Origin of the sequence: Streptococcus sp. FSL E2-3488 (assembly GCF_038003585.1) — a bacterium.
Taxonomy (GTDB): Bacteria; Bacillota; Bacilli; order Lactobacillales; family Streptococcaceae; genus Streptococcus; species Streptococcus thermophilus.
Map to the genome: position 1 here is coordinate 467006 of NZ_JBBOPL010000001.1, position 24130 is coordinate 491135.

Genomic DNA, 24130 nt, shown 5'->3' on the forward strand with positions numbered 1-24130 from the left:
GAAAGAGATGGAAATTAGACAAGCTTTCCCAAATGAAATTGGTGCTATCATGACCGTGATTGAGAGTGCTAGAATTGCTTTAGCGGAAGCTGGTAGTTCTCAATGGCAAGGGGCTGATGGTTATCTTACAGAAGAAATCATCTTTGATGATGTTCTTAAAGGACAGGCCTATGTCGGTATCATTGACGGTCAAATTGTTTCTTATGCTGCGGTGGTTACTGATGGAGAGCCCGCCTACGAAAAAATCTATGATGGAGATTGGAAGCATCATAATAAGCGCTATGTTACCTTTCATCGAATTGCCGTTTTAAGAGAATTTACGGGACAGAAAAATGCTCAAACCTTTATTCAAGGTCTTATTGAGGGAACTGACGCTCATGATTTTCGTTGCGACACGCATGAAAAGAATCTTGTCATGCAGCACATTTTGGAGAAACTTGGCTATGTCTATTGTGGTAAGGTTCCTATTGATGGTGAACGACTTGCCTATCAGAAAATCAAAACCAAGAGGGAGAAGGCTTTTTATCAAGAAGTTGATGAAGCTACTCACCACGGAATTCATTAATTTAAGAGGAATAAAATTATGGTATTTAGCGTAAAAACATATAATAATATTAACCAAATTGGTTTGAAGGAACTTGGAAATCATTTTCAAATTGATGGTGATTTAGCGGAAAATCCGGATGCTTACATTATTCGTAGTCAAAATCTCCATGATACAGTTTTCCCTGAAAATTTGAAAGCTATTGCGCGTGCTGGTGCTGGGACTAACAATATCCCAGTTGATAAAGCAACTGAAAAAGGAATTGTTGTCTTCAATACTCCAGGAGCTAATGCTAATGCAGTTAAAGAAGCTGTCTTAGCTTCTATCTTGCTTTCAGCACGTGATTATATTGCGGCCAATACTTGGGTTAACAAACTTAGCGGTGATGATGTGCCTAAACAAATCGAAGCAGGTAAGAAGCAGTTTGCGGGTAGCGAGATTGCAGGTAAGACACTGGGTGTTATTGGCTTGGGTGCCATTGGTGCGCGTATTGCTAACGATGCCTATCGTTTGGGAATGAAGGTCTATGGCTATGACCCATACGTTTCTATTGAAGCAGCTTGGAATATTTCTCACCACGTTAAACGTGTTTCTGATCTCAAAGAAATCTTTGAAAACTGTGATTATATCACTGTTCACGTTCCATTGACACCTGATACGAAAGGTACTTTCAATGCAGACGCCTTTAGCCTCATGCAAAAAGGAACAACAATCATCAACTTTGCCCGTGCAGAATTAGTAGAGAATGATGCGCTCTTTGATGCTTTGGAAACAGGTGTAGTAAAACGTTATATCACTGACTTCGGGACAGAAGAACTACTTAACAAGCCTAATGTGACAGTCTTCCCACACGTTGGTGGTTCAACGAGTGAAGCAGAGCTTAACTGTGCTATTATGGCTGCTCAGACCATCCGTCGCTTCATGGAAACAGGTGAAATTGTCAATTCTGTTAACTTCCCACGTGTACAACAGGTTTTGAGTGCTCCATATCGTATCACTTTGATTAATAAAAACGTGCCTAACATTGTAGCCCGTATTTCAACAGCGGTCTCTGATTTTAATATTAATATAGATAATATCATTAACCGTTCAAAGGGAGAGTATGCTTATACCCTTCTTGACCTTGATGAGACAGACAAGTCTAAGATTGATGAATTGGTCGCTAAGTTTGAGGCGAGCGATAACATCGTACGAGTACGTTTGATTAAAGGTAAATAATTCAGAAATAAGCTGACAGGAACAAGGCTTTCCTGTCTTTTTTGGAATAATTGAAATATGTTTTATCGTCAGTATTTTGTATCACCTATTGGTCGCCTGTCCTTGGTTGCAAGTGAGCAAGCCCTCTATGGTATGTGGTTAGAAGGACAAAATCATTTTAGGCTGGTTTTAAGGAAGAGGAGTTAGTAGACATCTCAAATCCTATTTTAGAAGTGACCAAGAAGTGGTTGCAGGCCTATTTTAAAGGTGAAAGTCCAAGTCCAGATGACCTTCCTTTAGCTGAACAAGGAACAGCTTTCCAACAAAGAGTTTGGTTGGCTTTAAGTGAAATACCTATGGGGCAAATCAGAACCTATGGTCAGATTGGTAAGGCAATCTCTTGTCAATCCGCACAGGCTGTAGGAACTGCTGTTAGTAAGAATCCCTGGCTGATTCTTATCCCTTGTCATCGTGTTTTGCCTAGTAGTGGTCACTTAGGAAATTATGCGGTAGGAGAGGATGTCAAGTGTTTCTTACTTCGTTTGGAAGGTCTTAGGTTTGACAATCCTTAGATAGATTGCTTATGCTAGAGAAAAGGAGAAAAACATGTACACTTTTTATGAATATCCAAAATGTAGCACTTGTCGTAAGGCAAAAGCTGAACTCAATCAATTAGGTCTCGAGGTCGAGTCTGTCAACATTAAGGAAAATCCACCCTCAGCTCAATTTTTAAGAGAGCTTCTAGAGGGGGCAGATTTAGAGCTTAAGAAATTCTTTAATACGAGTGGACAATCCTACCGTTCTTTAGGATTGAAGGACAAACTTCCAACCTTATCACAAGATGAAGCCGTAAAACTCTTATCATCAGATGGTATGTTGATTAAACGTCCTATCTTGATTAAGGATGGAAAGGTTTTACAGGTTGGTTACCGTAGTCCTTACAAAGACTTAAATTTATAAATAATAAGCAAAAACTCTTGCCACAGTAAGTGGAAATATGATAAGATAGAAACAGTTGCCGCTATAGTTAAATGGTATAATAGAGCAATGGTAATGCTCCGTTCCGAGTTCAATTCTCGGTGGTGGCATCTGTGAATGAATCCAGCCTCGGGGTTGGATTTTTTATGTGTTAAGGAGTTGATTAACGATTGCTGATTTTTCAAAAAAATCTACTGAAAACTCTTGAAATTCAAAATAAAAGGAGTAGACTAATAGGTGATTAAACCTAGGAGGCGACTCGTGAAATACTACATTCAATTCATGTTGATTTGTTTGTTTGCTGTGATTGGTGAAGCTCTTTCAACCTTTTTTAAATTACCTGTACCTGGGAGTATCATTGGCTTATTCTTGCTTCTGATTGCTCTACAGCTTAAGTGGATTCGTCCACGTCATATCCATGCTGTAGCAGAGTTTTTAATAGCCAATATGACTATCCTTTTTTTGCCAGCAGGTGTCGGTATTATGGAACGATGGAATGCTATTTCGGCGAATATTGTTCCAATTATTTTGATTATTATGGGTGCCTTGGTTCTTAATATTGTAGTGATTGCCGTAGTTGTCGTCTTTATCAAAAAGCACTTTGAAGGCGATTATGAGGAGGTTAATCATGGCTAATTTTTTTAACACACCCTTGTTTGGTTTAACTCTTTCAGTATTGGCTTACACGCTGGGGCTTTTGCTTTATCGCCGTTTCCCTAATCCTTTGACAACGCCTCTTCTTGTGTCAACTGCCTTAATTATTGTCATTTTGCACTATACAGGCATTTCTTACAGGGATTACTATGTAGGTGGTTCTTATCTTAATAGTTTGATTATTCCTTCAACGGTTGCTCTAGCTGTCCCTTTTTATAAAAATCTCCACCTCATGCGTCATCACTATAAGAGTATCTTAATTGGGTCAACAGTTGCCTGTATTCTTAACACTACTTATACCGCTTTGATTGCTAAGCTTTTTGGTATGGATTATTTCCTTGCTATCTCACTCTTTCCTAAGTCTGTAACGACTGCCATGGCTGTAGGGATTTCGGAAAAAATGCAGGGGATTACAACAGTGACTTTGGTCGTAGTTGTTATTACAGGAATCTTGACATCAGTTTTAGGACCTGTCTTTTTAAAGATGATTGGTATTAAAGATCCAGTTGCTATTGGTCTTTCCCTAGGAGGAACTGGGCATGCCGTTGGTACTGGAACTGCCTTCAGATATGGTCAGGTTGCAGGTGCCATGGGTGGTCTATCAATCGCTGTAACAGGAATTTTATATGTCTTTATTAGTCCTATTGTGGCTAGTTTAATTCTGAGATAAAAAATTAAGGTTTGGATAGGTTTTCCAAGCCTTTTTAGCTATGAAAAACAAGCAAAATCTGACCTTTTATGTTATAATTAAGATTATGAATTATGGAGATTATATCTGGGATTTAGGTGGTACCTTGTTGGATAATTACCAGATATCAACCCAAGCCTTTCTAGCGACTTTAGAACGGTTTGAGCGTACAGCAGAATTTCAAGCAGTCTATGATGCCCTTAAGGTGTCGACCAGTACTGCCATTGCCATGTTTGCGCCTGATATAACTGATTTTCGAACCCTCTATAAGCAGGAGGAAGCCAAGCATTTGCAAGAACCTGTGCTTTTTGAAGGTGTTAAGGATGCCCTCGCTAAGATTGTGGCTGAGGGTGGACGTAATTTCTTGGTTAGTCACCGCAATCACTTGGTGCTAGATATCCTTGATAGAGTAGAGATTGCTCATTATTTTACAGAGGTCGTAACTTCTGAAAATGGTTTTGCTAGAAAACCTAGTCCAGATAGTTTCCTTTATTTAATTAAAAAATACGATATTAAACATGGCTTGGTCATTGGTGACCGCCAGATAGACATAGAGGCTGGAGAAGCAGCGGGTTTGGATACCTTGCTAGTTGATGGCCATAAATCATTATTGGAGATTGTGACATAGATGACTGATGAATTAAAAAATCTTGAAGAAAAAGCGCAAGAATATGATGCCAGCCAGATTCAGGTCTTAGAGGGACTTGAAGCGGTACGTATGCGCCCAGGAATGTATATTGGATCGACCTCCAAAGAAGGCTTGCATCACTTGGTATGGGAGATTGTCGATAACTCAATTGATGAGGCCTTAGCAGGCTTCGCCTCGCATATCAAAGTTTTTATTGAACCGGATAATTCTATCACGGTTGTTGATGATGGTCGTGGTATCCCAGTCGATATTCAAGAAAAAACAGGTCGTCCTGCTGTTGAGACAGTATTTACAGTTCTTCATGCTGGTGGTAAATTCGGTGGAGGCGGTTATAAGGTCTCTGGTGGTTTGCACGGGGTTGGTTCTTCGGTCGTTAATGCCCTCTCAACTCAGCTTGATGTTAAGGTTTATAAAAACGGTCATATTCACTTCCAAGAGTATAAACGAGGAGTTGTGGTAGACGACTTAAGGATTATTGGTGAAACTGAAGAACATGGAACGACTGTTCACTTTATTCCAGATCCAGAAATTTTCCAAGAAACAACGGAGTTTGACTTTGGAAAGTTAGCTAAACGTTTCCAAGAGCTAGCTTTTCTGAACAAGGGTCTACGTATCTCTATTACAGATAAGCGTGAAGGTCTTGAACAAGAGAAACATTATCACTATGAGGGTGGAATCACATCTTATGTGAAGTACATCAATGAAAACAAAGACGTTATCTTTGATGAGCCTATCTACACATATGGTGAGATGGATGGCATTTCAGTCGAAGTTGCTATGCAGTATACGACCGGCTACCATGAAACGGTGATGAGTTTTGCCAATAATATCCACACTCATGAAGGTGGTACTCATGAACAAGGTTTCCGTACGGCTCTTACTCGTGTTATCAATGATTATGCACGTCAGAATAAGATTCTCAAAGAAAAAGATGATAATCTGACTGGTGATGATGTTCGTGAAGGCTTGACTGCTATAATCTCTGTCAAGCATCCCAACCCACAGTTTGAAGGGCAAACCAAGACCAAACTTGGAAACTCAGAAGTGGTTAAGATTACTAATCGTCTCTTCAGTGAAGCCTTAAGTCGCTTCCTCTTGGAAAATCCTGCTATTGCTAAAAAGATTGTTGAAAAAGGAATTCTGGCTTCTAAGGCCCGTATCGCCGCTAAGCGTGCTCGTGAGGTGACACGTAAGAAGTCAGGTCTTGAAATTTCAAACCTTCCAGGTAAGTTGGCAGATTGTTCGTCAAACAATCCCGAAATGAATGAGCTCTTCATTGTCGAAGGGGACTCAGCCGGTGGTTCTGCTAAATCGGGTCGTAATCGTGAATTCCAAGCTATCTTGCCAATTCGTGGTAAAATTTTGAACGTTGAGAAGGCTAGCATGGATAAGATTCTAGCCAACGAAGAGATTCGTTCTCTTTTCACAGCTATGGGAACCGGTTTTGGATCAGAATTTGATGTCAGCAAAGCTCGCTATCACAAGTTGGTTATCATGACCGATGCCGATGTTGATGGGGCTCACATTCGTACCTTGCTCTTGACCTTGATTTATCGCTTTATGCATCCAGTTTTGGAAGCTGGCTATGTCTACATTGCACAACCACCAATTTATGGTGTTAAGGTTGGTTCTGAGATTAAAGAGTATATCCAGCCAGGTGCGGATCAAGAAGAAAAATTGCGTGCTGCTCTTGAAAACTACAGTGTAGGGCGTTCAAAACCTACGGTACAACGTTATAAAGGCTTAGGTGAAATGGATGACCACCAACTTTGGGAAACTACCATGGACCCTGAAAATCGTTTATTGGCACGTGTTTCTGTGGATGATGCTGCAGAGGCCGATAAGATTTTTGATATGCTGATGGGAGATAAGGTTGAACCTCGCCGCGAATTTATCGAAGAAAATGCCGTTTACAGTACTCTGGATATCTAATATTCTTTTAGAAAAGGGTGCAATGCTAGGATAACTATGTTATAATCGTAACATTACTCTACATTTATGAACATAATAGACGATTAAGGAGAAACTATGTCTAGCGGAATTGTTTTACTGATTGTAGTGGCAGTTATACTTGTAATTGTCGCTTACTTAGTCGGTATTCTTATTAGAAAACGAAATGATTCGCGGATTGCACAGCTTGAAGAACGCAAGCAAAAATTGTTTGACTTGCCAATTAACGAAGAAATTGAAGAAGTTAAAAATCTTCATTTAATTGGACAAAGTCAAACAACTTTCCGTGAATGGAATCAGAAATGGATAGATATCTCAACAAATTCATTCGCAGATATTGAAAATCATATTTTTGAAGCTGAAAATATGAATGATAACTTTCATTTCTTCAAAGCTAGTGCTGAAATCAATAATATTGAGAGTCAATTAGATCTTGTGGAAGAAGACATTAAGTCTATCCGTGAGGCGATCTCAAGCTTGAAAGAACAAGAAGAAAAGAACAGTGCTCGTGTTAAACACGCACTTGACTTGTACGAAGAGTTGCAAAATTCTATTGAAGGAAACTCTGATAATTTTGGCTCTACTTTGGATGAGATCACTAAACAGCTTAAAAATATTGAATCGGAGTTTGCCGAATTCGTGACTCTTAATTCATCAGGTGACCCTGTTGAGGCATCGAGCATTTTGGACCGTGCAGAGGAGCACACCATTGCTTTGGGTCAAATTACAGAGAAGATTCCAGCCATTGTAGCTAAGTTGGAAGATGATTTCCCAGATCAGTTGGATGATTTGGAATCTGGCTACCGCAAGTTGATTGAACAAAATTACCACTTCCCTGAGAAAAATATCGAACGTCACTTCCAGGAAATTCGTGAAGCTATCCGTTCAAACTCAAGTGAGTTGGTTTCTCTTGATCTGGATCGTGCGGAAGAAAAAAATGCTGATATTCAAGAAAAGATTGACAACTTGTATAGTATTTTCGAACGTGAAATTGCATCATACAAGGTTGTTATGCGTCAAAAGAAAATTTTGCCAGATTATCTCAAGCATGCTAAAGAAAACAACAAGAAACTTCAAGAAGAGCTTGAGCGTCTCATGTTGACTTACATTTTCGATGAAACTTATGAAGCAGCTGTACGTAGCTTTACTTCAGATATTTCGAGTGTTGAAACAGCAGTTCTTCCAACACTTGAAAACTTTGATAATCAGGTGAAACCCTTCTCAGAACTTGAAAAGATCTTCGAAAAGAGTCTCAACACCTTGTCTGCTGTTGAAAATGGACAGGTTGAGGTTTTTGAAAATCTTCGAGCTATCGAGAAAAATGAAGCTAAGGCGCGTGATGAGCTTGATGTTTATATTGATAAATTGCATGTTATCAAGCGTTACATGGAAAAACGTAATCTTCCAGGTATTCCTGAATCCTTCTTGAGTGTATTCTTCTCAACAAGTGCACAAATTGAAGCTCTAATGGATGAGCTCAGCCGTGGACGTATTAATATTGATGCAGTAATGCGTTTGACTGAAACGTCAAAAAATGCTATTGAGCATTTGGAAAAGACTGCTTATTTGGTTGTTCAAAATGCAACCTTGACTGAACAACTTTTGCAGTACTCAAACCGTTACCGCTCTTTCGAACCTGCTGTTCAAAGTAGCTTTGAGCATGCGCTTAAGTTGTTCGAAGTCGACCATGACTACGATGCATCTTTGGAAGAAATCTCTTACGCCCTGGAAAAAGTAGAACCAGGTGTAACAGATCGTTTTGTATCGTCTTACGAAAAAACACGCGAACAAATTCGTATGTAGAAGAAAGATTCTGGGCCTAGGTCCAGAATCTTTTTTGAAGAACCTTATCTCTTTTTAGGTTAATGAGAAGCTTAATAAAAGTTATATAGGTATTAGAGAATAGAGGAAATTATGTCAGAAGTAAAAGGCTTATTAGTTATGGATGTAGACTCAACTCTGGTCCAAGAAGAAGTAATTGATTTATTGGGGGAAGAGGCTGGTGTTGGTCGAGGGGTCGCTGAAATCACAGAGCGGGCCATGCGTGGAGAATTAGATTTCAGACAGGCTTTGAATGAGCGTGTGGCAACCCTTAAGGGATTGCCTGACAGTATATTTGAGAAGGTCTATGCCCGCATTCATTTCAACAAGGGAGCCAAGGAACTTGTGGATGAACTCCACTCACGTGGCTTCAAGGTAGGTTTAGTTTCTGGTGGTTTCCATGAGACAGTTGATAGACTGGCAAGAGAGGCAGGTATTGATTATGTGAAGGCCAATCACCTTGAGGTGATCGATGGTTTCTTAACTGGAAAGGTTTATGGTGAGATTGTTACCAAAGATGTCAAGGTAGCTAAGCTTAAAGATTGGGCAGCGGAAAATGGACTTAAACTCTCTCAAACCATTGCTATGGGTGATGGAGCCAATGATTTGCCTATGATTAAGACAGCCGGCATAGGCATCGCCTTTTGTGCCAAACCAATTGTCCGTGCACAAGCTCCTTATCAGATCACAGAACCAGATTTGTATAAGGTCATTGAGATCTTGGATGAGGTGGGAAAATAGTAGAGATAAAAGAGTCCTTTGGATGATTCCAAGGGACTCTTTGTGTATAAAAAAAACACCGAATCGGTGCCACCTTTTCAAGTTGAGTACGGACTAAGCCTTATTTTAACTCGCTGTGTTGTTTCGAATGGTTTCAAACCACAATTATTATTATATAGTTTTATAACTAATATGTCAATTTACTATAGGGTAAAGTATAAAAAATTTGGTAGTGTAAAATAAGTTGTGTAAACACAAAAAGGAATAAATCCGTTATAGTAGAGTTGCAAAACATTACTAGAAAGAGATTTATTCCTATGACTCAGTTTACCACAGAACTACTTAACTTCCTAGCCCAAAAGCAAGATATTGATGAATTTTTCCGTACTTCTCTTGAAACAGCAATGAATGATCTGCTTCAAGCAGAGTTATCAGCCTTTTTAGGGTATGAACCTTACGATAAATTAGGCTATAATTCTGGGAATAGTCGTAACGGAAGCTATGCACGGAAATTCGAAACCAAATATGGGACTGTTCAGTTGAGTATTCCTAGAGATCGTAATGGGAACTTTAGTCCAGCTTTGCTTCCCGCTTATGGACGTCGAGATGACCACTTGGAAGAGATGGTTATCAAACTCTATCAAACCGGTGTAACGACTCGAGAAATTAGTGATATCATCGAGCGAATGTATGGTCATCACTATAGTCCTGCCACAATTTCTAATATCTCAAAAGCAACTCAGGAGAATGTCGCTACTTTTCATGAGCGAAGCTTAGAAGCCAATTACTCTGTTTTATTTCTTGACGGAACCTATCTCCCCTTAAGACGTGGAACCGTTAGTAAAGAATGTATTCATATCGCACTTGGCATTACACCAGAAGGACAGAAGGCTGTTCTTGGATATGAAATCGCCCCAAATGAAAACAATGCTTCTTGGTCCACCCTGTTAGACAAGCTTCAAAACCAAGGAATCCAACAGGTTTCTCTTGTAGTGACCGATGGCTTCAAGGGGCTTGAACAGATTATCAATCAGGCTTACCCATTAGCTAAACAACAACGTTGCTTAATTCATATTAGTCGAAATCTAGCTAGTAAAGTGAAACGAGCAGATAGAGCGGTTATTCTGGAGCAATTTAAAACGATTTATCGTGCTGAAAATTTAGAAATGGCAGTGCAAATTTTAGAGAACTTTATCGCCGAATGGAAACCAAAGTATAGGAAAGTCATGGAAAGTCTGGAGAATACGGATAATCTTTTAACTTTTTATCAGTTTCCCTACCAGATTTGGCATAGCATTTATTCGACAAACCTCATTGAGTCTCTTAACAAAGAAATCAAACGTCAAACGAAAAAGAAGGTTCTTTTTCCTAACGAGGAGGCTCTGGAACGTTATTTAGTTACCCTGTTTGAAGATTATAATTTCAAGCAAAATCAACGCATCCATAAAGGGTTTGGCCAATGTGCTGACACACTTGAAAGCTTATTTGATTAACATTCTTCAACTCTACTTGAGTGTTTACACATAATTATTGACAGTATCAAAAATTTTATTCTTGATTACAAGATTTCAACGTCATACTATTTAATCAGTAATTCTATTAGATGTTGAAATGTTGTTTAATAAGTGTATAATAATTTCTATAAATTTAGATTTTTCAAATAAGGAGAAATGTATGACTAAGCCATACTCAATTGGACTTGATATTGGAACGAATAGTGTTGGATGGGCTGTAATAACTGATAATTACAAGGTTCCGTCTAAAAAAATGAAAGTCTTAGGAAATACGAGTAAAAAGTATATCAAAAAGAACCTGTTAGGTGTATTACTCTTTGACTCTGGAATCACAGCAGAAGGAAGAAGATTGAAGCGTACTGCAAGAAGACGTTATACTAGACGCCGTAATCGTATCCTTTATTTGCAGGAAATTTTTAGCACAGAGATGGCTACATTAGATGATGCTTTCTTTCAAAGACTTGACGATTCGTTTTTAGTTCCTGATGATAAACGTGATAGTAAGTATCCGATATTTGGAAACTTAGTAGAAGAAAAAGCCTATCATGATGAATTTCCAACTATCTATCATTTAAGGAAATATTTAGCAGATAGTACTAAAAAAGCAGATTTGCGTCTAGTTTATCTTGCATTGGCTCATATGATTAAATATAGAGGTCACTTCTTAATTGAAGGAGAGTTTAATTCAAAAAATAATGATATTCAGAAGAATTTTCAAGACTTTTTGGACACTTATAATGCTATTTTTGAATCGGATTTATCACTTGAGAATAGTAAACAACTTGAGGAAATTGTTAAAGATAAGATTAGTAAATTAGAAAAGAAAGATCGTATTTTAAAACTCTTCCCTGGGGAGAAGAATTCGGGGATTTTTTCAGAGTTTCTAAAGTTGATTGTAGGAAATCAAGCTGATTTTAGGAAATGTTTTAATTTAGACGAAAAAGCCTCCTTACATTTTTCCAAAGAAAGCTATGATGAAGATTTAGAGACTTTGTTAGGTTATATTGGAGATGATTACAGTGATGTCTTTATCAAAGCAAAGAAACTTTATGATGCTATTCTTTTATCGGGTTTTCTGACTGTAACTGATAATGAGACAGAAGCACCTCTCTCTTCTGCTATGATAAAGCGATATAATGAACACAAAGAAGATTTAGCGTTACTAAAGGAATATATAAGAAATATTTCACTAAAAACGTATAATGAAGTATTTAAAGATGACACCAAAAATGGTTATGCTGGTTATATTGATGGAAAAACAAATCAGGAAGATTTCTACGTATATCTAAAAAACCTATTGGCTGAATTTGAAGGTGCGGATTATTTTCTTGAAAAAATTGATCGAGAAGATTTTTTGAGAAAGCAACGTACATTTGACAATGGTTCGATACCATATCAGATTCATCTTCAAGAAATGAGAGCAATTCTTGATAAGCAAGCTAAATTTTATCCTTTCTTGGCTAAAAATAAAGAAAGAATCGAGAAGATTTTAACCTTCCGAATTCCTTATTATGTAGGTCCACTTGCGAGAGGGAATAGTGATTTTGCCTGGTCAATAAGAAAACGAAATGAAAAAATTACACCTTGGAATTTTGAGGACGTTATTGACAAAGAATCTTCGGCAGAGGCTTTCATTAATCGAATGACTAGTTTTGATTTGTATTTGCCAGAAGAGAAGGTACTTCCAAAGCATAGTCTCTTATACGAAACTTTTAATGTATATAATGAATTAACAAAAGTTAGATTTATTGCCGAAAGTATGAGAGATTATCAATTTTTAGATAGTAAGCAGAAGAAAGATATTGTTAGACTTTATTTTAAAGATAAAAGGAAAGTTACTGATAAGGATATTATTGAATATTTACATGCAATTTATGGGTATGATGGAATTGAATTAAAAGGCATAGAGAAACAGTTTAATTCTAGTTTATCTACTTATCACGATCTTTTAAATATTATTAATGATAAAGAGTTTTTGGATGATAGTTCAAATGAAGCGATTATCGAAGAAATTATCCATACTTTGACAATTTTTGAAGATAGAGAGATGATAAAACAACGTCTTTCAAAATTTGAGAATATATTCGATAAATCCGTTTTGAAAAAGTTATCTCGTAGACATTACACTGGCTGGGGTAAGTTATCTGCTAAGCTTATTAATGGTATTCGAGATGAAAAATCTGGTAATACTATTCTTGATTACTTAATTGATGATGGTATTTCTAACCGTAATTTCATGCAACTTATTCACGATGATGCTCTTTCTTTTAAAAAGAAGATACAGAAAGCACAAATTATTGGTGACGAAGATAAAGGTAATATTAAAGAGGTCGTTAAGTCTTTGCCAGGTAGTCCTGCGATTAAAAAAGGTATTTTACAAAGCATAAAAATTGTAGATGAATTGGTCAAAGTAATGGGAGGAAGAAAACCCGAGTCAATTGTTGTTGAGATGGCTCGTGAAAATCAATATACCAATCAAGGTAAGTCTAATTCCCAACAACGCTTGAAACGTTTAGAAAAATCTCTCAAAGAGTTAGGTAGTAAGATACTTAAGGAAAATATTCCTGCAAAACTTTCTAAAATAGACAATAACGCACTTCAAAATGATCGACTTTACTTATACTATCTTCAAAATGGAAAAGATATGTATACCGGAGATGATTTAGATATTGATAGATTAAGTAATTATGATATTGATCATATTATTCCTCAAGCTTTTTTGAAAGATAATTCTATTGACAATAAAGTACTTGTTTCATCTGCTAGTAACCGTGGTAAATCAGATGATTTTCCAAGTTTAGAGGTTGTCAAAAAAAGAAAGACATTTTGGTATCAATTATTGAAATCAAAATTAATTTCTCAACGAAAATTTGATAATCTGACAAAAGCTGAACGGGGAGGATTGTTACCTGAGGACAAAGCTGGTTTTATTCAACGCCAGTTGGTTGAAACACGTCAAATAACAAAACATGTAGCTCGTTTACTTGATGAGAAATTTAATAATAAAAAAGATGAAAATAATAGAGCGGTACGAACAGTAAAAATTATTACCTTGAAATCTACCTTAGTTTCTCAATTTCGTAAGGATTTTGAACTTTATAAAGTTCGTGAAATCAATGATTTTCATCATGCTCATGATGCTTACTTGAATGCCGTTATAGCAAGTGCTTTACTTAAGAAATACCCTAAACTAGAGCCAGAATTTGTGTACGGTGATTATCCAAAATACAATAGTTTTAGAGAAAGAAAGTCCGCTACAGAAAAGGTATATTTCTATTCAAATATCATGAATATCTTTAAAAAATCTATTTCTTTAGCTGATGGTAGAGTTATTGAAAGACCACTTATTGAGGTAAATGAGGAGACCGGCGAATCCGTTTGGAATAAAGAATCTGATTTAGCAACTGTAAGGAGAGTACTCTCTTATCCGCAAGTAAATGTTGTGAAAAAAGTTGAGGAACAGAATCACGGATTGGATAGAGGAAAACCAAAGGGATTGTTTAATGCAAATCTTTCCTCAAAGCCAAAACCAAATAGTAATGAAAATTTAGTAGGTGCTAAAGAGTATCTTGACCCCAAAAAGTATGGGGGGTATGCTGGAATTTCTAATTCTTTTGCTGTTCTTGTTAAAGGGACAATTGAAAAAGGTGCTAAGAAAAAAATAACAAATGTACTAGAATTTCAAGGTATTTCTATTTTAGATAGGATTAATTATAGAAAAGATAAACTTAATTTTTTACTTGAAAAAGGTTATAAAGATATTGAGTTAATTATTGAACTACCTAAATATAGTTTATTTGAACTTTCAGATGGTTCACGTCGTATGTTGGCTAGTATTTTGTCAACGAATAATAAGAGGGGAGAGATTCACAAAGGAAATCAGATTTTTCTTTCACAGAAGTTTGTGAAATTACTTTATCATGCTAAGAGAATAAGTAACACAATTAATGAGAATCATAGAAAATATGTTGAGAACCATAAAAAAGAGTTTGAAGAATTATTTTACTACATTCTTGAGTTTAATGAGAATTATGTTGGAGCTAAAAAGAATGGTAAACTTTTAAACTCTGCCTTTCAATCTTGGCAAAATCATAGTATAGATGAACTCTGTAGTAGTTTTATAGGACCTACCGGAAGTGAAAGAAAGGGGCTATTTGAATTAACCTCTCGTGGAAGTGCTGCTGATTTTGAATTTTTAGGTGTTAAAATTCCAAGGTATAGAGACTATACCCCATCATCCCTATTAAAAGATGCCACACTTATTCATCAATCTGTTACAGGCCTCTATGAAACACGAATAGACCTTGCCAAACTAGGAGAGGGTTAATGGCAGGTTGGAGAACAGTAGTCGTAAACATACATTCTAAACTGTCATATAAGAATAATCACCTTATTTTTAGAAACTCATATAAAACTGAGATGATTCATCTTTCTGAAATTGATATACTTTTATTGGAAACAACTGACATTGTATTGACTACTATGTTAGTGAAGAGATTAGTTGATGAAAATATTCTAGTTATTTTCTGTGATGATAAACGATTGCCGACAGCTTTTCTTACACCGTATTATGCACGTCATGATTCTAGTCTGCAAATAGCTAGACAAATTGCGTGGAAGGAAAATGTTAAATGTGAGGTATGGACTGCTATTATTGCGCAAAAGATATTGAATCAATCTTACTATTTGGGAGAATGTTCCTTCTTTGAGAAATCTCAATCTATTATGGAATTATATCATGGATTAGAACGGTTTGATCCTAGTAATCGTGAGGGTCACTCTGCCAGAATTTATTTTAATACGCTTTTCGGTAATGATTTTACTAGGGAAAGTGATAATGATATCAATGCAGCGCTGGATTATGGTTATACCTTGTTATTGAGTATGTTTGCACGTGAGGTTGTCGTCTGTGGTTGTATGACACAAATTGGTTTAAAACATGCTAACCAGTTTAATCAATTTAACCTTGCTAGTGATATTATGGAGCCATTTAGGCCAATTATAGATAGAATTGTTTATCAAAATCGACATAATAATTTCGTCAAAATCAAAAAAGAACTTTTTTCGATCTTTTCAGAAACCTATCTCTATAATGGAAAAGAGATGTATTTATCAAACATTGTTAGTGATTATACAAAAAAAGTTATAAAAGCGTTAAATCAGTTAGGTGAGGAAATTCCTGAATTTAGAATATGAGTTATAGATATATGCGAATGATATTAATGTTTGATATGCCAACAGATACTGCTGAAGAGAGGAAAGCGTATCGTAAGTTTAGAAAGTTCCTCTTAAGTGAAGGTTTTATCATGCACCAGTTTTCGGTATATAGTAAACTGTTATTAAATCATACCGCCAATACAGCAATGGTTGGACGACTTAAAGCTAATAATCCTAAAAAAGGAAATATAACAATACTAACAGTTACTGAAAAGCAATTTGCCCGTATGATTTATTTGTACGGAGATAAAAACACAAGTATTGCCAATTCAGAGGAAAGGTTAGTGTTCTTAGGAGATAATTATTGTGATGAAGATTAATTTTTCACTTTTGGATGAGCCTATGGAGGTTAATCTGGGGACAGTTCTCGTAATTGAGGATGTGAGTGTGTTTGCTCAGTTAGTCAAGGAATTCTATCAGTATGATGAACAATCGAATTTAACAATATTTGATAGTAAAATAAGGAGTATAAGGTCCTCTGAATTACTTTTAATAACGGATATTTTAGGTTACGATATTAATACTTCTCAGGTATTAAAGTTGCTTCACACAGATATTGTAAGCCAGTTGAATGATAAACCTGAAGTTAGATCAGAAATAGATTCTTTGGTATCATTAATTACTGATATTATAATGGCAGAGTGTATAGAAAATGAACTAGATATAGAGTATGATGAGATTACACTTTTAGAACTAATTAAAGCATTAGGTGTCAGAATCGAAACTAAGTCTTGTACGGTTTTTGAAAAAATATTTGAGATTTTACAGATTTTTAAATATTTAGTTAAAAAGAGAATTTTAGTATTCGTCAATAGCTTGTCGTATTTTTCTAAAGATGAAATTTATCAAATCTTGGAATATACAAAGTTATCACAAGCTGATGTATTATTTTTGGAACCTAGACAGATTGAAGGGATTCAACAATTTATTTTAGACAAGGATTATATTTTGATGCCCTATAATAACTAGTAAATTAGTAATAAGTATAGATAGTCTTGAGTTATTTCAAGACTATCTTTTAGTATTTAGTAGTTTCTGTATGAAGTTGAATGGGATAATCATTTTGTTAGAGAGTAGATTATAAGGATTTGATAGAGGAGGAATTAAGTTGCTTGACATATGATTATTAAGAAATAATCTAATATGGTGACAGTCACATCTTGTCTAAAACGTTGATATATAAGGATTTTTAAGGTATAATAAATATAAAATTGGAATTATTTTGAAGCTGAAGTCATGCTGAGATTAATAGTGCGATTACGAAATCTGGTAGAAAAGATATCCTACGAGGTTTTAGAGCTGTGTTGTTTCGAATGGTTCCAAAACTTTTTTAGCACGATAGCCACCAAAATATTTGTTTTAGAGCTGTGTTGTTTCGAATGGTTCCAAAACGGCACTATCTGCATAAGCAAAATGGACATAGTTTTAGAGCTGTGTTGTTTCGAATGGTTCCAAAACGAATCCAGACCGTAATGTCATTAGATACGTGTTTTAGAGCTGTGTTGTTTCGAATGGTTCCAAAACTTTGGGAACAACTACAGACTACATTCTATTGTTTTAGAGCTGTGTTGTTTCGAATGGTTCCAAAACACACTCTCAAACTTTGACAATCATGAGTGCGTTTTAGAGCTGTGTTGTTTCGAATGGTTCCAAAACGGCACTATCTGCATAAGCAAAATGGACATAGTTTTAGAGCTGTGTTGTTTCGAATGGTTCCAAAACCCGTGGTGAGCAAGGCTTGCAAGGACCGAAGTTTTAGAGCTGTGTTGTTTCGAATGGTTCCAAAACTTTAGCAACAGAAAGCCCACCGAGCGAACAGTTTTAGAGCTGTGTTGTTTCGAATGGTTCCAAAACTTTTGTTATCACAATTTTCGGTTGACATCTCTTAGAACTCATCTTATCATAAAGGAGTCTAGTATTAAAATATGAGAAGGAACATGTTATACGAATATCCAGCTATTTTTCACACGATTGAGGAAGCTTGCAGGATTAGTTTTCCCAATTTTGGTCGGATTATTCAGGTAGCTTCTTTATTTAATGTTATGACGAAATCGTCAGTATTTTTGGCTTATATTATTTATTATTATGTGGACCAGGTCTTGCCTGATTTGACGGCAGTAAGTAGTATTCCTAATGAGAAAGAGCTTGTGGTTTTGATTCAGTTAGAACTTGATTGACAGCAAAAAACTCTTGGAGGATAAATTTCCAAGAGTTTTAATTTTTATTAGCCACATAGACTCCAAGGACTACCAAGATTCCCGCTAAGATTTGTAACTGTGAGAAGGGCTCTCCTAAGAAGACTACAGCAGCTAGAATTGAGATAATCGTTGATATGCCAATGAAAGAAGCAGTTCGGTTAACCCCGATAGTTGCGATAGCAAAATTTGAAAGGATATACCCTATAACACTACACCCCAATCCTTGGTACAGGATGGTTATGGCGAACTTTGGATTACTCCAAGGGAGCGTTAAAAGCTCTTTCAAGTTACCCGCTAGAAAGCTACGGCTTAGTGCAAAGAGTCCAAATGTAAGGCAACCACTGGCTAACATAAAATAGCTAATCTCAAAGCTAGTGAATTGACTGGCTTTTTCAACGTCAACGCAATAAAGGGCATAGGAGACAACGGCTAAACCTAAAATGAAGTATCCGACAAGTGAGAAGTTGGTGGAGCCACCCGCAGCGAATACGGCAATAATGATACCGATGAGGGTTGTAGCGACACCTACCACTTGCCAACGACTTGGCCATTCTTTCAAAATAAGACTAGACATGATAAGTGCGACGACCGGAATGCAAGCGAGGAATGCTCCACTTTCAGAGGCAGTAGTCATACGAATCCCAATCGTTTCGCAGATAAAATAGATAATAGGATTAAGGATGGCAATACGTATCAGTGGTTTGAGATTTCTGCCATTTATGACTACCTTTTGTCTTCTTGTGAGAAGATAAAGGTTGACAAAGAAGAAGGCTGTGACAAAACGCCAAGAGATTAAAGCAAGGCCACTGGCCTGTGCTGTAATCGATTTGGTAAATATAAAACTGAGCCCAAAAAGGATCTCGCAGGCAGCTGCAGCCAAACATCCCAAGATGATTTTATTTTTCATTGTCTTACCCCCTGATTATGGATTTCCACCCCTATTATAGCATCTTTAGGTAACGATTTTATGATTCTGAATCTAAAAAGATTTGCAGAATAGCTAGCCCATCTTATATTAGTTACCAATTGAGACAGTTCCGTCTGAGCCAACTTTTATATTTGTATCGTCTTGGCTTAAACAGCATTTTCACCATTTATTTTGGCAGAATTACCGTTCTCGCCGTTCAATTCAGTTGAACCGTCTTTGTTAACTTTAACTGAGGCACTTGAGTCGGTAGAAGAAGAGTCTTTTCTCACCCTACTTGATGATGAAGAAGATGATGAGTTACTTTTATCTTTGGAGTTACCACATGCTGCTAGGGTTAACAAGGCGAGAACTGAGACAGATGCTAAAGTTAATTTAGAAAAAACTCTCATAATAATCTCCCTTTTTTATTAGTAGAGTTAATTTAATGAAAACTCATCAAATTAAAAGCACTTCCAGTTGTTTTTACCTAATTGTAATCTCTTAGTAATGTAGGTATTGTATAAGATTAATCTGTTGAAAAGTAAGAGGATTCCTTAAGGGTTGTGATAGATATTTCAAAGTGTTCAGTTCGGTTGTTAGGCTTCTCTTTGTTATAATAAAAAAACAAATGTAGGTGCATTACGTATCAAACGACGATTAAAGTTGACAACGCTATTATTCAGTTTCAGAGGGTTACGGAGTGTCTGTGGAACTATTCTGATATATGGAAAATGGGATGACACCTATGAGTTGGGTGAATATTGCTTTAGCCTCTTGCGTGACCATGTGTCTACAGAGTTATTTTTCCAATTATCAGGAAATAGAGGAGCTTGCAATTCAGGTTGATTCTAGCTATGAAGAAGGGCATTTCAAGCTTGACATTCATCTACCTAAGGACTTGAATAGTGATAATGAGCAGGAAATCTTGTCTTTTTAGATACTTATTGCCGAGCGAAGAATTTTTTTCGTGAGGATATAGATGTTGATATCAGCTTAGTCAAATAAGCTTGTTATCCGTTGAGAAATTCGTGTTATACTAGTAGCTATAGACAACCTGTTTCACTTGTGGTGGAATGGGTATTGATAGGAGGGCTTGCTATGCAAGACAAACTACATGAAATCCGTGTGTTTGAGAATTTTCAAGAAGAACTATTTGAAACTGGACATGTGATTGTCACTACTGAGGTGGTCGAGAAGTCCTTAAATTATTTTGGTAATGCTCATGGTGGTTATTTATTTACGCTCTGTGATCAGGTGGCAGGACTTGTGGCACTTTCAACAGGAGACTACGCTGTAACTCTTCAGTCCAATATCAATTATTTAAAGGCAGGTCATTTGTCTGACCAACTCAAGATTGAAGGTCTTTGTGTGCATAATGGTAAAACGACCAAGTTGGTAGAAGTCCTCATTACTAATCAGGAGGAAAAAATTCTTACTAGAGCGACCTTTACCATGTATGTGACGGGCTCGATTTCGGAGTAGAGAAGGAATCTTATGTCAGATTTTTAAACTATGGATGACTTTGCAGTCTTTGTAAATGACTACCTGACACCAGACCAATTGAGTATTCAGGAATATTCTTGTGCCTCTGATCAGCAGGAATTTTCTCTTCTTGTGACTATTGATGATTATGAGATGATGTGTCGTTGGCATACCGTCTGGACTTTTTCTAGTATACACCGGATCTTTTTTCAGTCCGTAATGGATTTGGATAATAGTTTTACTATATATGCTGAAAGTCTGACGATGAAGGTACGACTTAGGGACCAAGAACTTATGTTTCAAGTGACTGGGCTGGAGATGGTGGTTATTGGTTTGTCTGAATCCCTTTATTGTTTAGTTGATGGGTCATTCAATGAGAGAGGTAAGCATTTTAGCTACCTTTTTGAAGATAAGAGTGTGAGATCTGAAGGTTGGGTGTTGGATCTTGAAATGTTGAAAAAGAAGCATTTGTAGAAAAAAATTCCTATATACTAGATGATGAGGTTCCAGTTGAGCTGATAAAGCTTAAAAAAGTGATACAAAAGTTAGATTTAGTAACCGTTCGTCATGATGTGAAGGTTGTTCGAAAAGTTTTTTGAGTTTTTCAGGGATGGCTTTTGATGGTGAGGACAATAGTCTGGAAATGATTGTTCTTGCGCCAGCTACGTATGCCATTTTCAAGTTGAAGGGCCCTGCAATGGCAGCTGTCTGGGGAAGTTTTCATTCTGCGAAGAAACATTGTGAGATGATTGACCAACCAAGTGTAGAAGTTTATCCCCTAGGTAATCATCAGGCTGACGATTATGAGATGAAAGTGTGGATTCCAATAAAGGAGGAAGTATAGATGCGTCTGGACAAGTTTTTGGTAGACTGTGGTGTCGGGAGTCGTAGTCAAGTCAAGACCTTTCTGAAAAAGAAGCAAGTGACCGTAAATGGGCAGGTGGAGACATCACCTAAGACTCAGATTGATGAGGATAAAGACCAAATTGCATACTTGGGTCAGGAGTTGACACATGAGACCTTTGTTTACTATCTCTTAAATAAACCGCAAGGTGTCATTTCAGCAACGGAAGACTCTCGTCATAAGACTGTCCTCGATTTACTCGATGAGACAGCAAGACATAAGCAGGTTTTTCCAGTTGGTCGCTTGGATATTGATACTCATGGTCTTCTTCTATTGACCAATAATGGAGACTTAGCCCACGCTATGCTGTCTCCCAAGAAGCATGTGGACAAGATTTATCAGGCCAAGGTGGCTGGTATTATGGATGAAGAGGATATCTTGGCTTTTGAAAAAGGGATCAAGCTTAAAGACCATACTTGTCAGCCAGCGAAATTAGAGATTGTATCAGTCGACAGGAATGCGAGTACTAGTTTGGTTCAAATTACCATTGCCGAGGGAAAATTCCATCAGGTTAAGCGTATGGTAGCCGCTTGCGGTAAGAAAGTGGCGGATTTACAACGTTTGAAAATGGGACCTTTAAGCCTGCCAAATGATTTAGAGCTTGGTGCTTGGCGACGTTTGACACAGGAGGAGTTAGACGCTCTAACTATTTTTGGAATTCCTTTGGCCTAAGATAGTCTAGTAGTTGCGAAATAGGCGGATTTTTGTTACTATTATTGTGATATTCTAGAAGAAAAAACGAGGTAAATTCAAGTGGCATTTGGAGATAACGGACCACGTAAGAAATCATTTTTTGAACGTCTAACAGTATTAGTCGTTTTGATTATGCTAGTAGTAACAGTTGGGGCATTGATTTTCCAAGCAGTCTCAGCTGTCCGTTAAGACGCTATCAAGCGTTTTTTTGTGTATGTCGGAGATTCTTTGGTCTGAGATCAAATTAGAACACAGCATACAAATCAGAAAGAGAGAATATAAATGAGTATGTTTTTAGATACAGCCAAGATCAGTGTCCAAGCTGGTCGTGGTGGCGATGGGATGGTTGCCTTCCGTCGTGAAAAATATGTGCCAAATGGCGGTCCTTGGGGAGGTGACGGTGGTAAGGGTGGCTCAGTCATTTTCAAGGTTGACGAAGGCTTGCGCACCCTTATGGATTTCCGTTATAACCGTAAGTTCAAAGCTAAGAACGGTGAAAAAGGGATGACCAAGGGTATGCATGGTCGAGGAGCTGAGGACCTTATCGTTAGCATCCCGCCTGGTACGACAGTGCGTGACGCTGAAACAGGTAAGGTTATTACTGATATGGTCGAGGATGGCCAAGAGTTTGTCGTTGCTCATGGTGGACGTGGTGGACGTGGAAATATCCGTTTTGCGACACCTCGTAATCCTGCCCCTGAAATCGCTGAAAATGGTGAACCAGGTGAAGAGCGCGAACTTCAATTGGAATTGAAGATTTTGGCTGATGTTGGTTTGGTTGGCTTCCCATCTGTTGGTAAATCAACAATTCTCAGTGTGGTAACGGCAGCAAAACCAAAGATTGGTGCTTACCACTTTACGACAATTGTTCCTAACTTGGGAATGGTCCGTACAAAGTCAGGAGAGAGTTTTGCCATGGCTGACCTCCCAGGATTGATTGAAGGTGCTAGCCAGGGGGTTGGTTTGGGAACACAGTTCCTCCGCCACATCGAGCGTACACGTGTTATCCTTCATGTTATTGATATGTCAGCGAGTGAGGGGCGTGATCCTTACGAGGATTATCTTCAAATTAACAAAGAGCTGGAAACTTACAACTTGCGCTTGATGGAACGTCCACAAATTATTGTTGCTAATAAGATGGACATGCCTGAGGCTGAGGAAAACTTGAAAGAGTTTAAGGAAAAATTGGCTGCTAACTATGATGAATTTGATGAGTTGCCACAAATTTTCCCTATTTCAAGTTTGGCCCATCAAGGTTTGGAAAATCTTTTGGAAGCTACTGCTGAACTACTTGATCAAACAGATGAATTCTTGCTCTATAACGAAGATGATATGGAACAAGAAGAAGTATACTATGGCTTTAACGAAGAAGAACGTCCATTTGAAATCAGTCGTGACGATGATGCGTCATGGGTGCTTTCTGGTGAAAAACTTGAAAAACTCTTTGTCATGACTAACATGGAACGTGATGAATCTATTATGAAATTTGCTCGTCAATTGCGTGGTATGGGAGTTGATGAAGCCCTTCGTGAACGTGGTGCTAAGGACGGCGATATTGTTCGTATTGGTAACTTCGAATTTGAGTTTGTGGATTGACGTTGAAAGACTATCAAGTGCTTCAGCACTTGATAGTCTACGGCGGCCGCTATGGCAACCTCATTACCTGCCTAAAGTGGAGGTTAAGGATTGACTTGTGTCGCATGGATTAGTGTGATATAAATACATGTTGAATACAACAAATTATTGAAAGGAGAGGTTTACAATGGGAAATAAACCAATATCCTTCAAGGATAAAGATGGGAATTTTGTTTCTGCGGCTGATGTCTGGAATCCGAAGAAACTTGAAGAATTCTTTACGCGATTAAACCCTAACCGAAAACTTCGTCTTGAGCGTGAGCGTTTGGCAAGGAAAGAAGCGGCAAAACACCCTGAATTAAATGAAGAAACAGAGCAAGTGTAGTTACTTGCCCTGTTTTTTTATTTAAATTGGTAATCAAAAACAGTTACCTCATTA

At 37.3% G+C, this 24130-nt stretch carries 26 protein-coding genes, 1 tRNA gene and 1 CRISPR repeat array; of the genes, 25 read left to right on the forward strand and 2 right to left on the reverse strand.

The window, feature by feature from the left end:
* The first annotated feature begins 7 nt into the window (after positions 1 to 7).
* The 17 genes from MHH90_RS02545 (at position 8) to MHH90_RS02625 (ending at position 18109) form a co-directional block, all read left to right on the forward strand.
* Entirely contained in the window at positions 8 to 565 is a 558-nt protein-coding gene (locus MHH90_RS02545) for a GNAT family N-acetyltransferase (RefSeq protein WP_260214149.1), read from the forward strand.
* 18 nt (positions 566 to 583) lie between these two features.
* The gene (locus tag MHH90_RS02550) at positions 584 to 1762 is read left to right on the forward strand and encodes a 3-phosphoglycerate dehydrogenase family protein (protein WP_014608600.1); all 1179 of its coding nucleotides are present in this window, start codon (positions 584 to 586) and stop codon (positions 1760 to 1762) included.
* 212 nt (positions 1763 to 1974) lie between these two features.
* Positions 1975 to 2313 (forward strand): methylated-DNA--[protein]-cysteine S-methyltransferase, encoded by a 339-nt coding sequence (locus tag MHH90_RS02555; protein ID WP_011227453.1) that lies wholly within the window; start codon positions 1975 to 1977, stop codon positions 2311 to 2313.
* A gap of 34 nt (positions 2314 to 2347) precedes the next feature.
* Entirely contained in the window at positions 2348 to 2701 is a 354-nt protein-coding gene (locus MHH90_RS02560) for an arsenate reductase family protein (protein WP_002951532.1), read from the forward strand.
* A 57-nt stretch (positions 2702 to 2758) separates the two neighbouring features.
* Positions 2759 to 2829 (forward strand) — tRNA-Thr (locus MHH90_RS02565).
* A 151-nt stretch (positions 2830 to 2980) separates the two neighbouring features.
* Positions 2981 to 3355 (forward strand): CidA/LrgA family protein, encoded by a 375-nt coding sequence (locus tag MHH90_RS02570; RefSeq protein WP_014621845.1) that lies wholly within the window; start codon positions 2981 to 2983, stop codon positions 3353 to 3355.
* Positions 3348 to 4043, forward strand: a complete 696-nt coding sequence (locus MHH90_RS02575) for an LrgB family protein (RefSeq protein ID WP_011681473.1) — start codon at positions 3348 to 3350, stop codon at positions 4041 to 4043. The genes MHH90_RS02570 and MHH90_RS02575 overlap by 8 nt, the downstream gene beginning before the upstream one ends.
* Positions 4044 to 4128: 85 nt before the next feature.
* Positions 4129 to 4689, forward strand: a complete 561-nt coding sequence (locus tag MHH90_RS02580; protein ID WP_014621844.1) for an HAD-IA family hydrolase — start codon at positions 4129 to 4131, stop codon at positions 4687 to 4689.
* On the forward strand, positions 4690 to 6642 hold the full coding sequence (gene gyrB, locus MHH90_RS02585) for a DNA topoisomerase (ATP-hydrolyzing) subunit B (protein WP_100273654.1): 1953 nt from the start codon (positions 4690 to 4692) through the stop codon (positions 6640 to 6642).
* A gap of 96 nt (positions 6643 to 6738) precedes the next feature.
* The gene (gene ezrA, locus MHH90_RS02590) at positions 6739 to 8463 is read left to right on the forward strand and encodes a septation ring formation regulator EzrA (protein ID WP_014608596.1); all 1725 of its coding nucleotides are present in this window, start codon (positions 6739 to 6741) and stop codon (positions 8461 to 8463) included.
* A gap of 111 nt (positions 8464 to 8574) precedes the next feature.
* Positions 8575 to 9222: a phosphoserine phosphatase SerB gene (serB, locus tag MHH90_RS02595; RefSeq protein ID WP_011681471.1), complete on the forward strand. Its 648-nt coding sequence runs from the start codon at positions 8575 to 8577 to the stop codon at positions 9220 to 9222.
* Between the two features lie 296 nt (positions 9223 to 9518).
* Positions 9519 to 10694 carry an IS256-like element IS1191 family transposase gene (locus MHH90_RS02600; protein ID WP_340725732.1) on the forward strand — a complete coding sequence of 392 codons (1176 nt, stop codon included), beginning with the start codon at positions 9519 to 9521 and terminating at the stop codon, positions 10692 to 10694.
* A gap of 181 nt (positions 10695 to 10875) precedes the next feature.
* Complete coding sequence (cas9, locus tag MHH90_RS02605; protein WP_340725765.1) at positions 10876 to 15042, forward strand: type II CRISPR RNA-guided endonuclease Cas9; 4167 nt, start codon at positions 10876 to 10878, stop codon at positions 15040 to 15042.
* Positions 15042 to 15911 (forward strand): type II CRISPR-associated endonuclease Cas1, encoded by an 870-nt coding sequence (cas1, locus tag MHH90_RS02610; RefSeq protein WP_011681469.1) that lies wholly within the window; start codon positions 15042 to 15044, stop codon positions 15909 to 15911. The genes cas9 and cas1 overlap by 1 nt, the downstream gene beginning before the upstream one ends.
* Entirely contained in the window at positions 15908 to 16252 is a 345-nt protein-coding gene (gene cas2 / locus MHH90_RS02615) for a CRISPR-associated endonuclease Cas2 (protein WP_023909843.1), read from the forward strand. Before cas1 ends, cas2 begins: the two co-directional genes overlap by 4 nt.
* Positions 16242 to 16901 (forward strand): type II-A CRISPR-associated protein Csn2, encoded by a 660-nt coding sequence (gene csn2, locus MHH90_RS02620; RefSeq protein ID WP_014608593.1) that lies wholly within the window; start codon positions 16242 to 16244, stop codon positions 16899 to 16901. Before cas2 ends, csn2 begins: the two co-directional genes overlap by 11 nt.
* A gap of 321 nt (positions 16902 to 17222) precedes the next feature.
* Positions 17223 to 17786: a CRISPR direct-repeat array (repeat unit 36 nt; unit sequence GTTTTAGAGCTGTGTTGTTTCGAATGGTTCCAAAAC).
* Positions 17787 to 17869: 83 nt separating this feature from the next.
* Entirely contained in the window at positions 17870 to 18109 is a 240-nt protein-coding gene (locus tag MHH90_RS02625) for a hypothetical protein (RefSeq protein WP_014727646.1), read from the forward strand.
* A 37-nt stretch (positions 18110 to 18146) separates the two neighbouring features.
* Here MHH90_RS02625 and MHH90_RS02630 read toward each other — a convergent pair whose 3' ends face one another.
* Positions 18147 to 19037 carry a DMT family transporter gene (locus tag MHH90_RS02630; RefSeq protein WP_011681465.1) on the reverse strand — a complete coding sequence of 297 codons (891 nt, stop codon included), beginning with the start codon at positions 19035 to 19037 and terminating at the stop codon, positions 18147 to 18149.
* A gap of 167 nt (positions 19038 to 19204) precedes the next feature.
* Positions 19205 to 19447, reverse strand: coding sequence for a hypothetical protein (locus MHH90_RS02635; protein WP_014621840.1), 243 nt, complete (start codon positions 19445 to 19447; stop codon positions 19205 to 19207).
* Positions 19448 to 19782: 335 nt separating this feature from the next.
* On the opposite strand from MHH90_RS02635, the gene MHH90_RS02640 reads away from it, so the two are divergent.
* From MHH90_RS02640 to MHH90_RS02675, 8 genes are all read left to right on the forward strand, one after another.
* Positions 19783 to 19974, forward strand: a complete 192-nt coding sequence (locus MHH90_RS02640) for a hypothetical protein (protein ID WP_224102967.1) — start codon at positions 19783 to 19785, stop codon at positions 19972 to 19974.
* A 161-nt stretch (positions 19975 to 20135) separates the two neighbouring features.
* Positions 20136 to 20519 (forward strand): PaaI family thioesterase, encoded by a 384-nt coding sequence (locus MHH90_RS02645; RefSeq protein ID WP_002951502.1) that lies wholly within the window; start codon positions 20136 to 20138, stop codon positions 20517 to 20519.
* 30 nt (positions 20520 to 20549) lie between these two features.
* Positions 20550 to 20993, forward strand: a complete 444-nt coding sequence (locus tag MHH90_RS02650) for a hypothetical protein (RefSeq protein ID WP_011681462.1) — start codon at positions 20550 to 20552, stop codon at positions 20991 to 20993.
* Between the two features lie 121 nt (positions 20994 to 21114).
* Positions 21115 to 21363, forward strand: coding sequence for a GyrI-like domain-containing protein (locus MHH90_RS02655; protein WP_228024341.1), 249 nt, complete (start codon positions 21115 to 21117; stop codon positions 21361 to 21363).
* Positions 21364 to 22095, forward strand: coding sequence for a pseudouridine synthase (locus MHH90_RS02660; RefSeq protein ID WP_014621836.1), 732 nt, complete (start codon positions 21364 to 21366; stop codon positions 22093 to 22095).
* An 81-nt stretch (positions 22096 to 22176) separates the two neighbouring features.
* Positions 22177 to 22305 carry a DUF4044 domain-containing protein gene (locus MHH90_RS02665; RefSeq protein WP_002953363.1) on the forward strand — a complete coding sequence of 43 codons (129 nt, stop codon included), beginning with the start codon at positions 22177 to 22179 and terminating at the stop codon, positions 22303 to 22305.
* A gap of 93 nt (positions 22306 to 22398) precedes the next feature.
* A complete protein-coding gene (gene obgE, locus MHH90_RS02670; RefSeq protein WP_011681460.1) occupies positions 22399 to 23712 on the forward strand; it encodes a GTPase ObgE in 1314 nt (437 codons plus the stop codon).
* A 166-nt stretch (positions 23713 to 23878) separates the two neighbouring features.
* Entirely contained in the window at positions 23879 to 24076 is a 198-nt protein-coding gene (locus MHH90_RS02675; RefSeq protein ID WP_340725766.1) for a GTPase, read from the forward strand.
* Positions 24077 to 24130 lie beyond the last annotated feature (54 nt).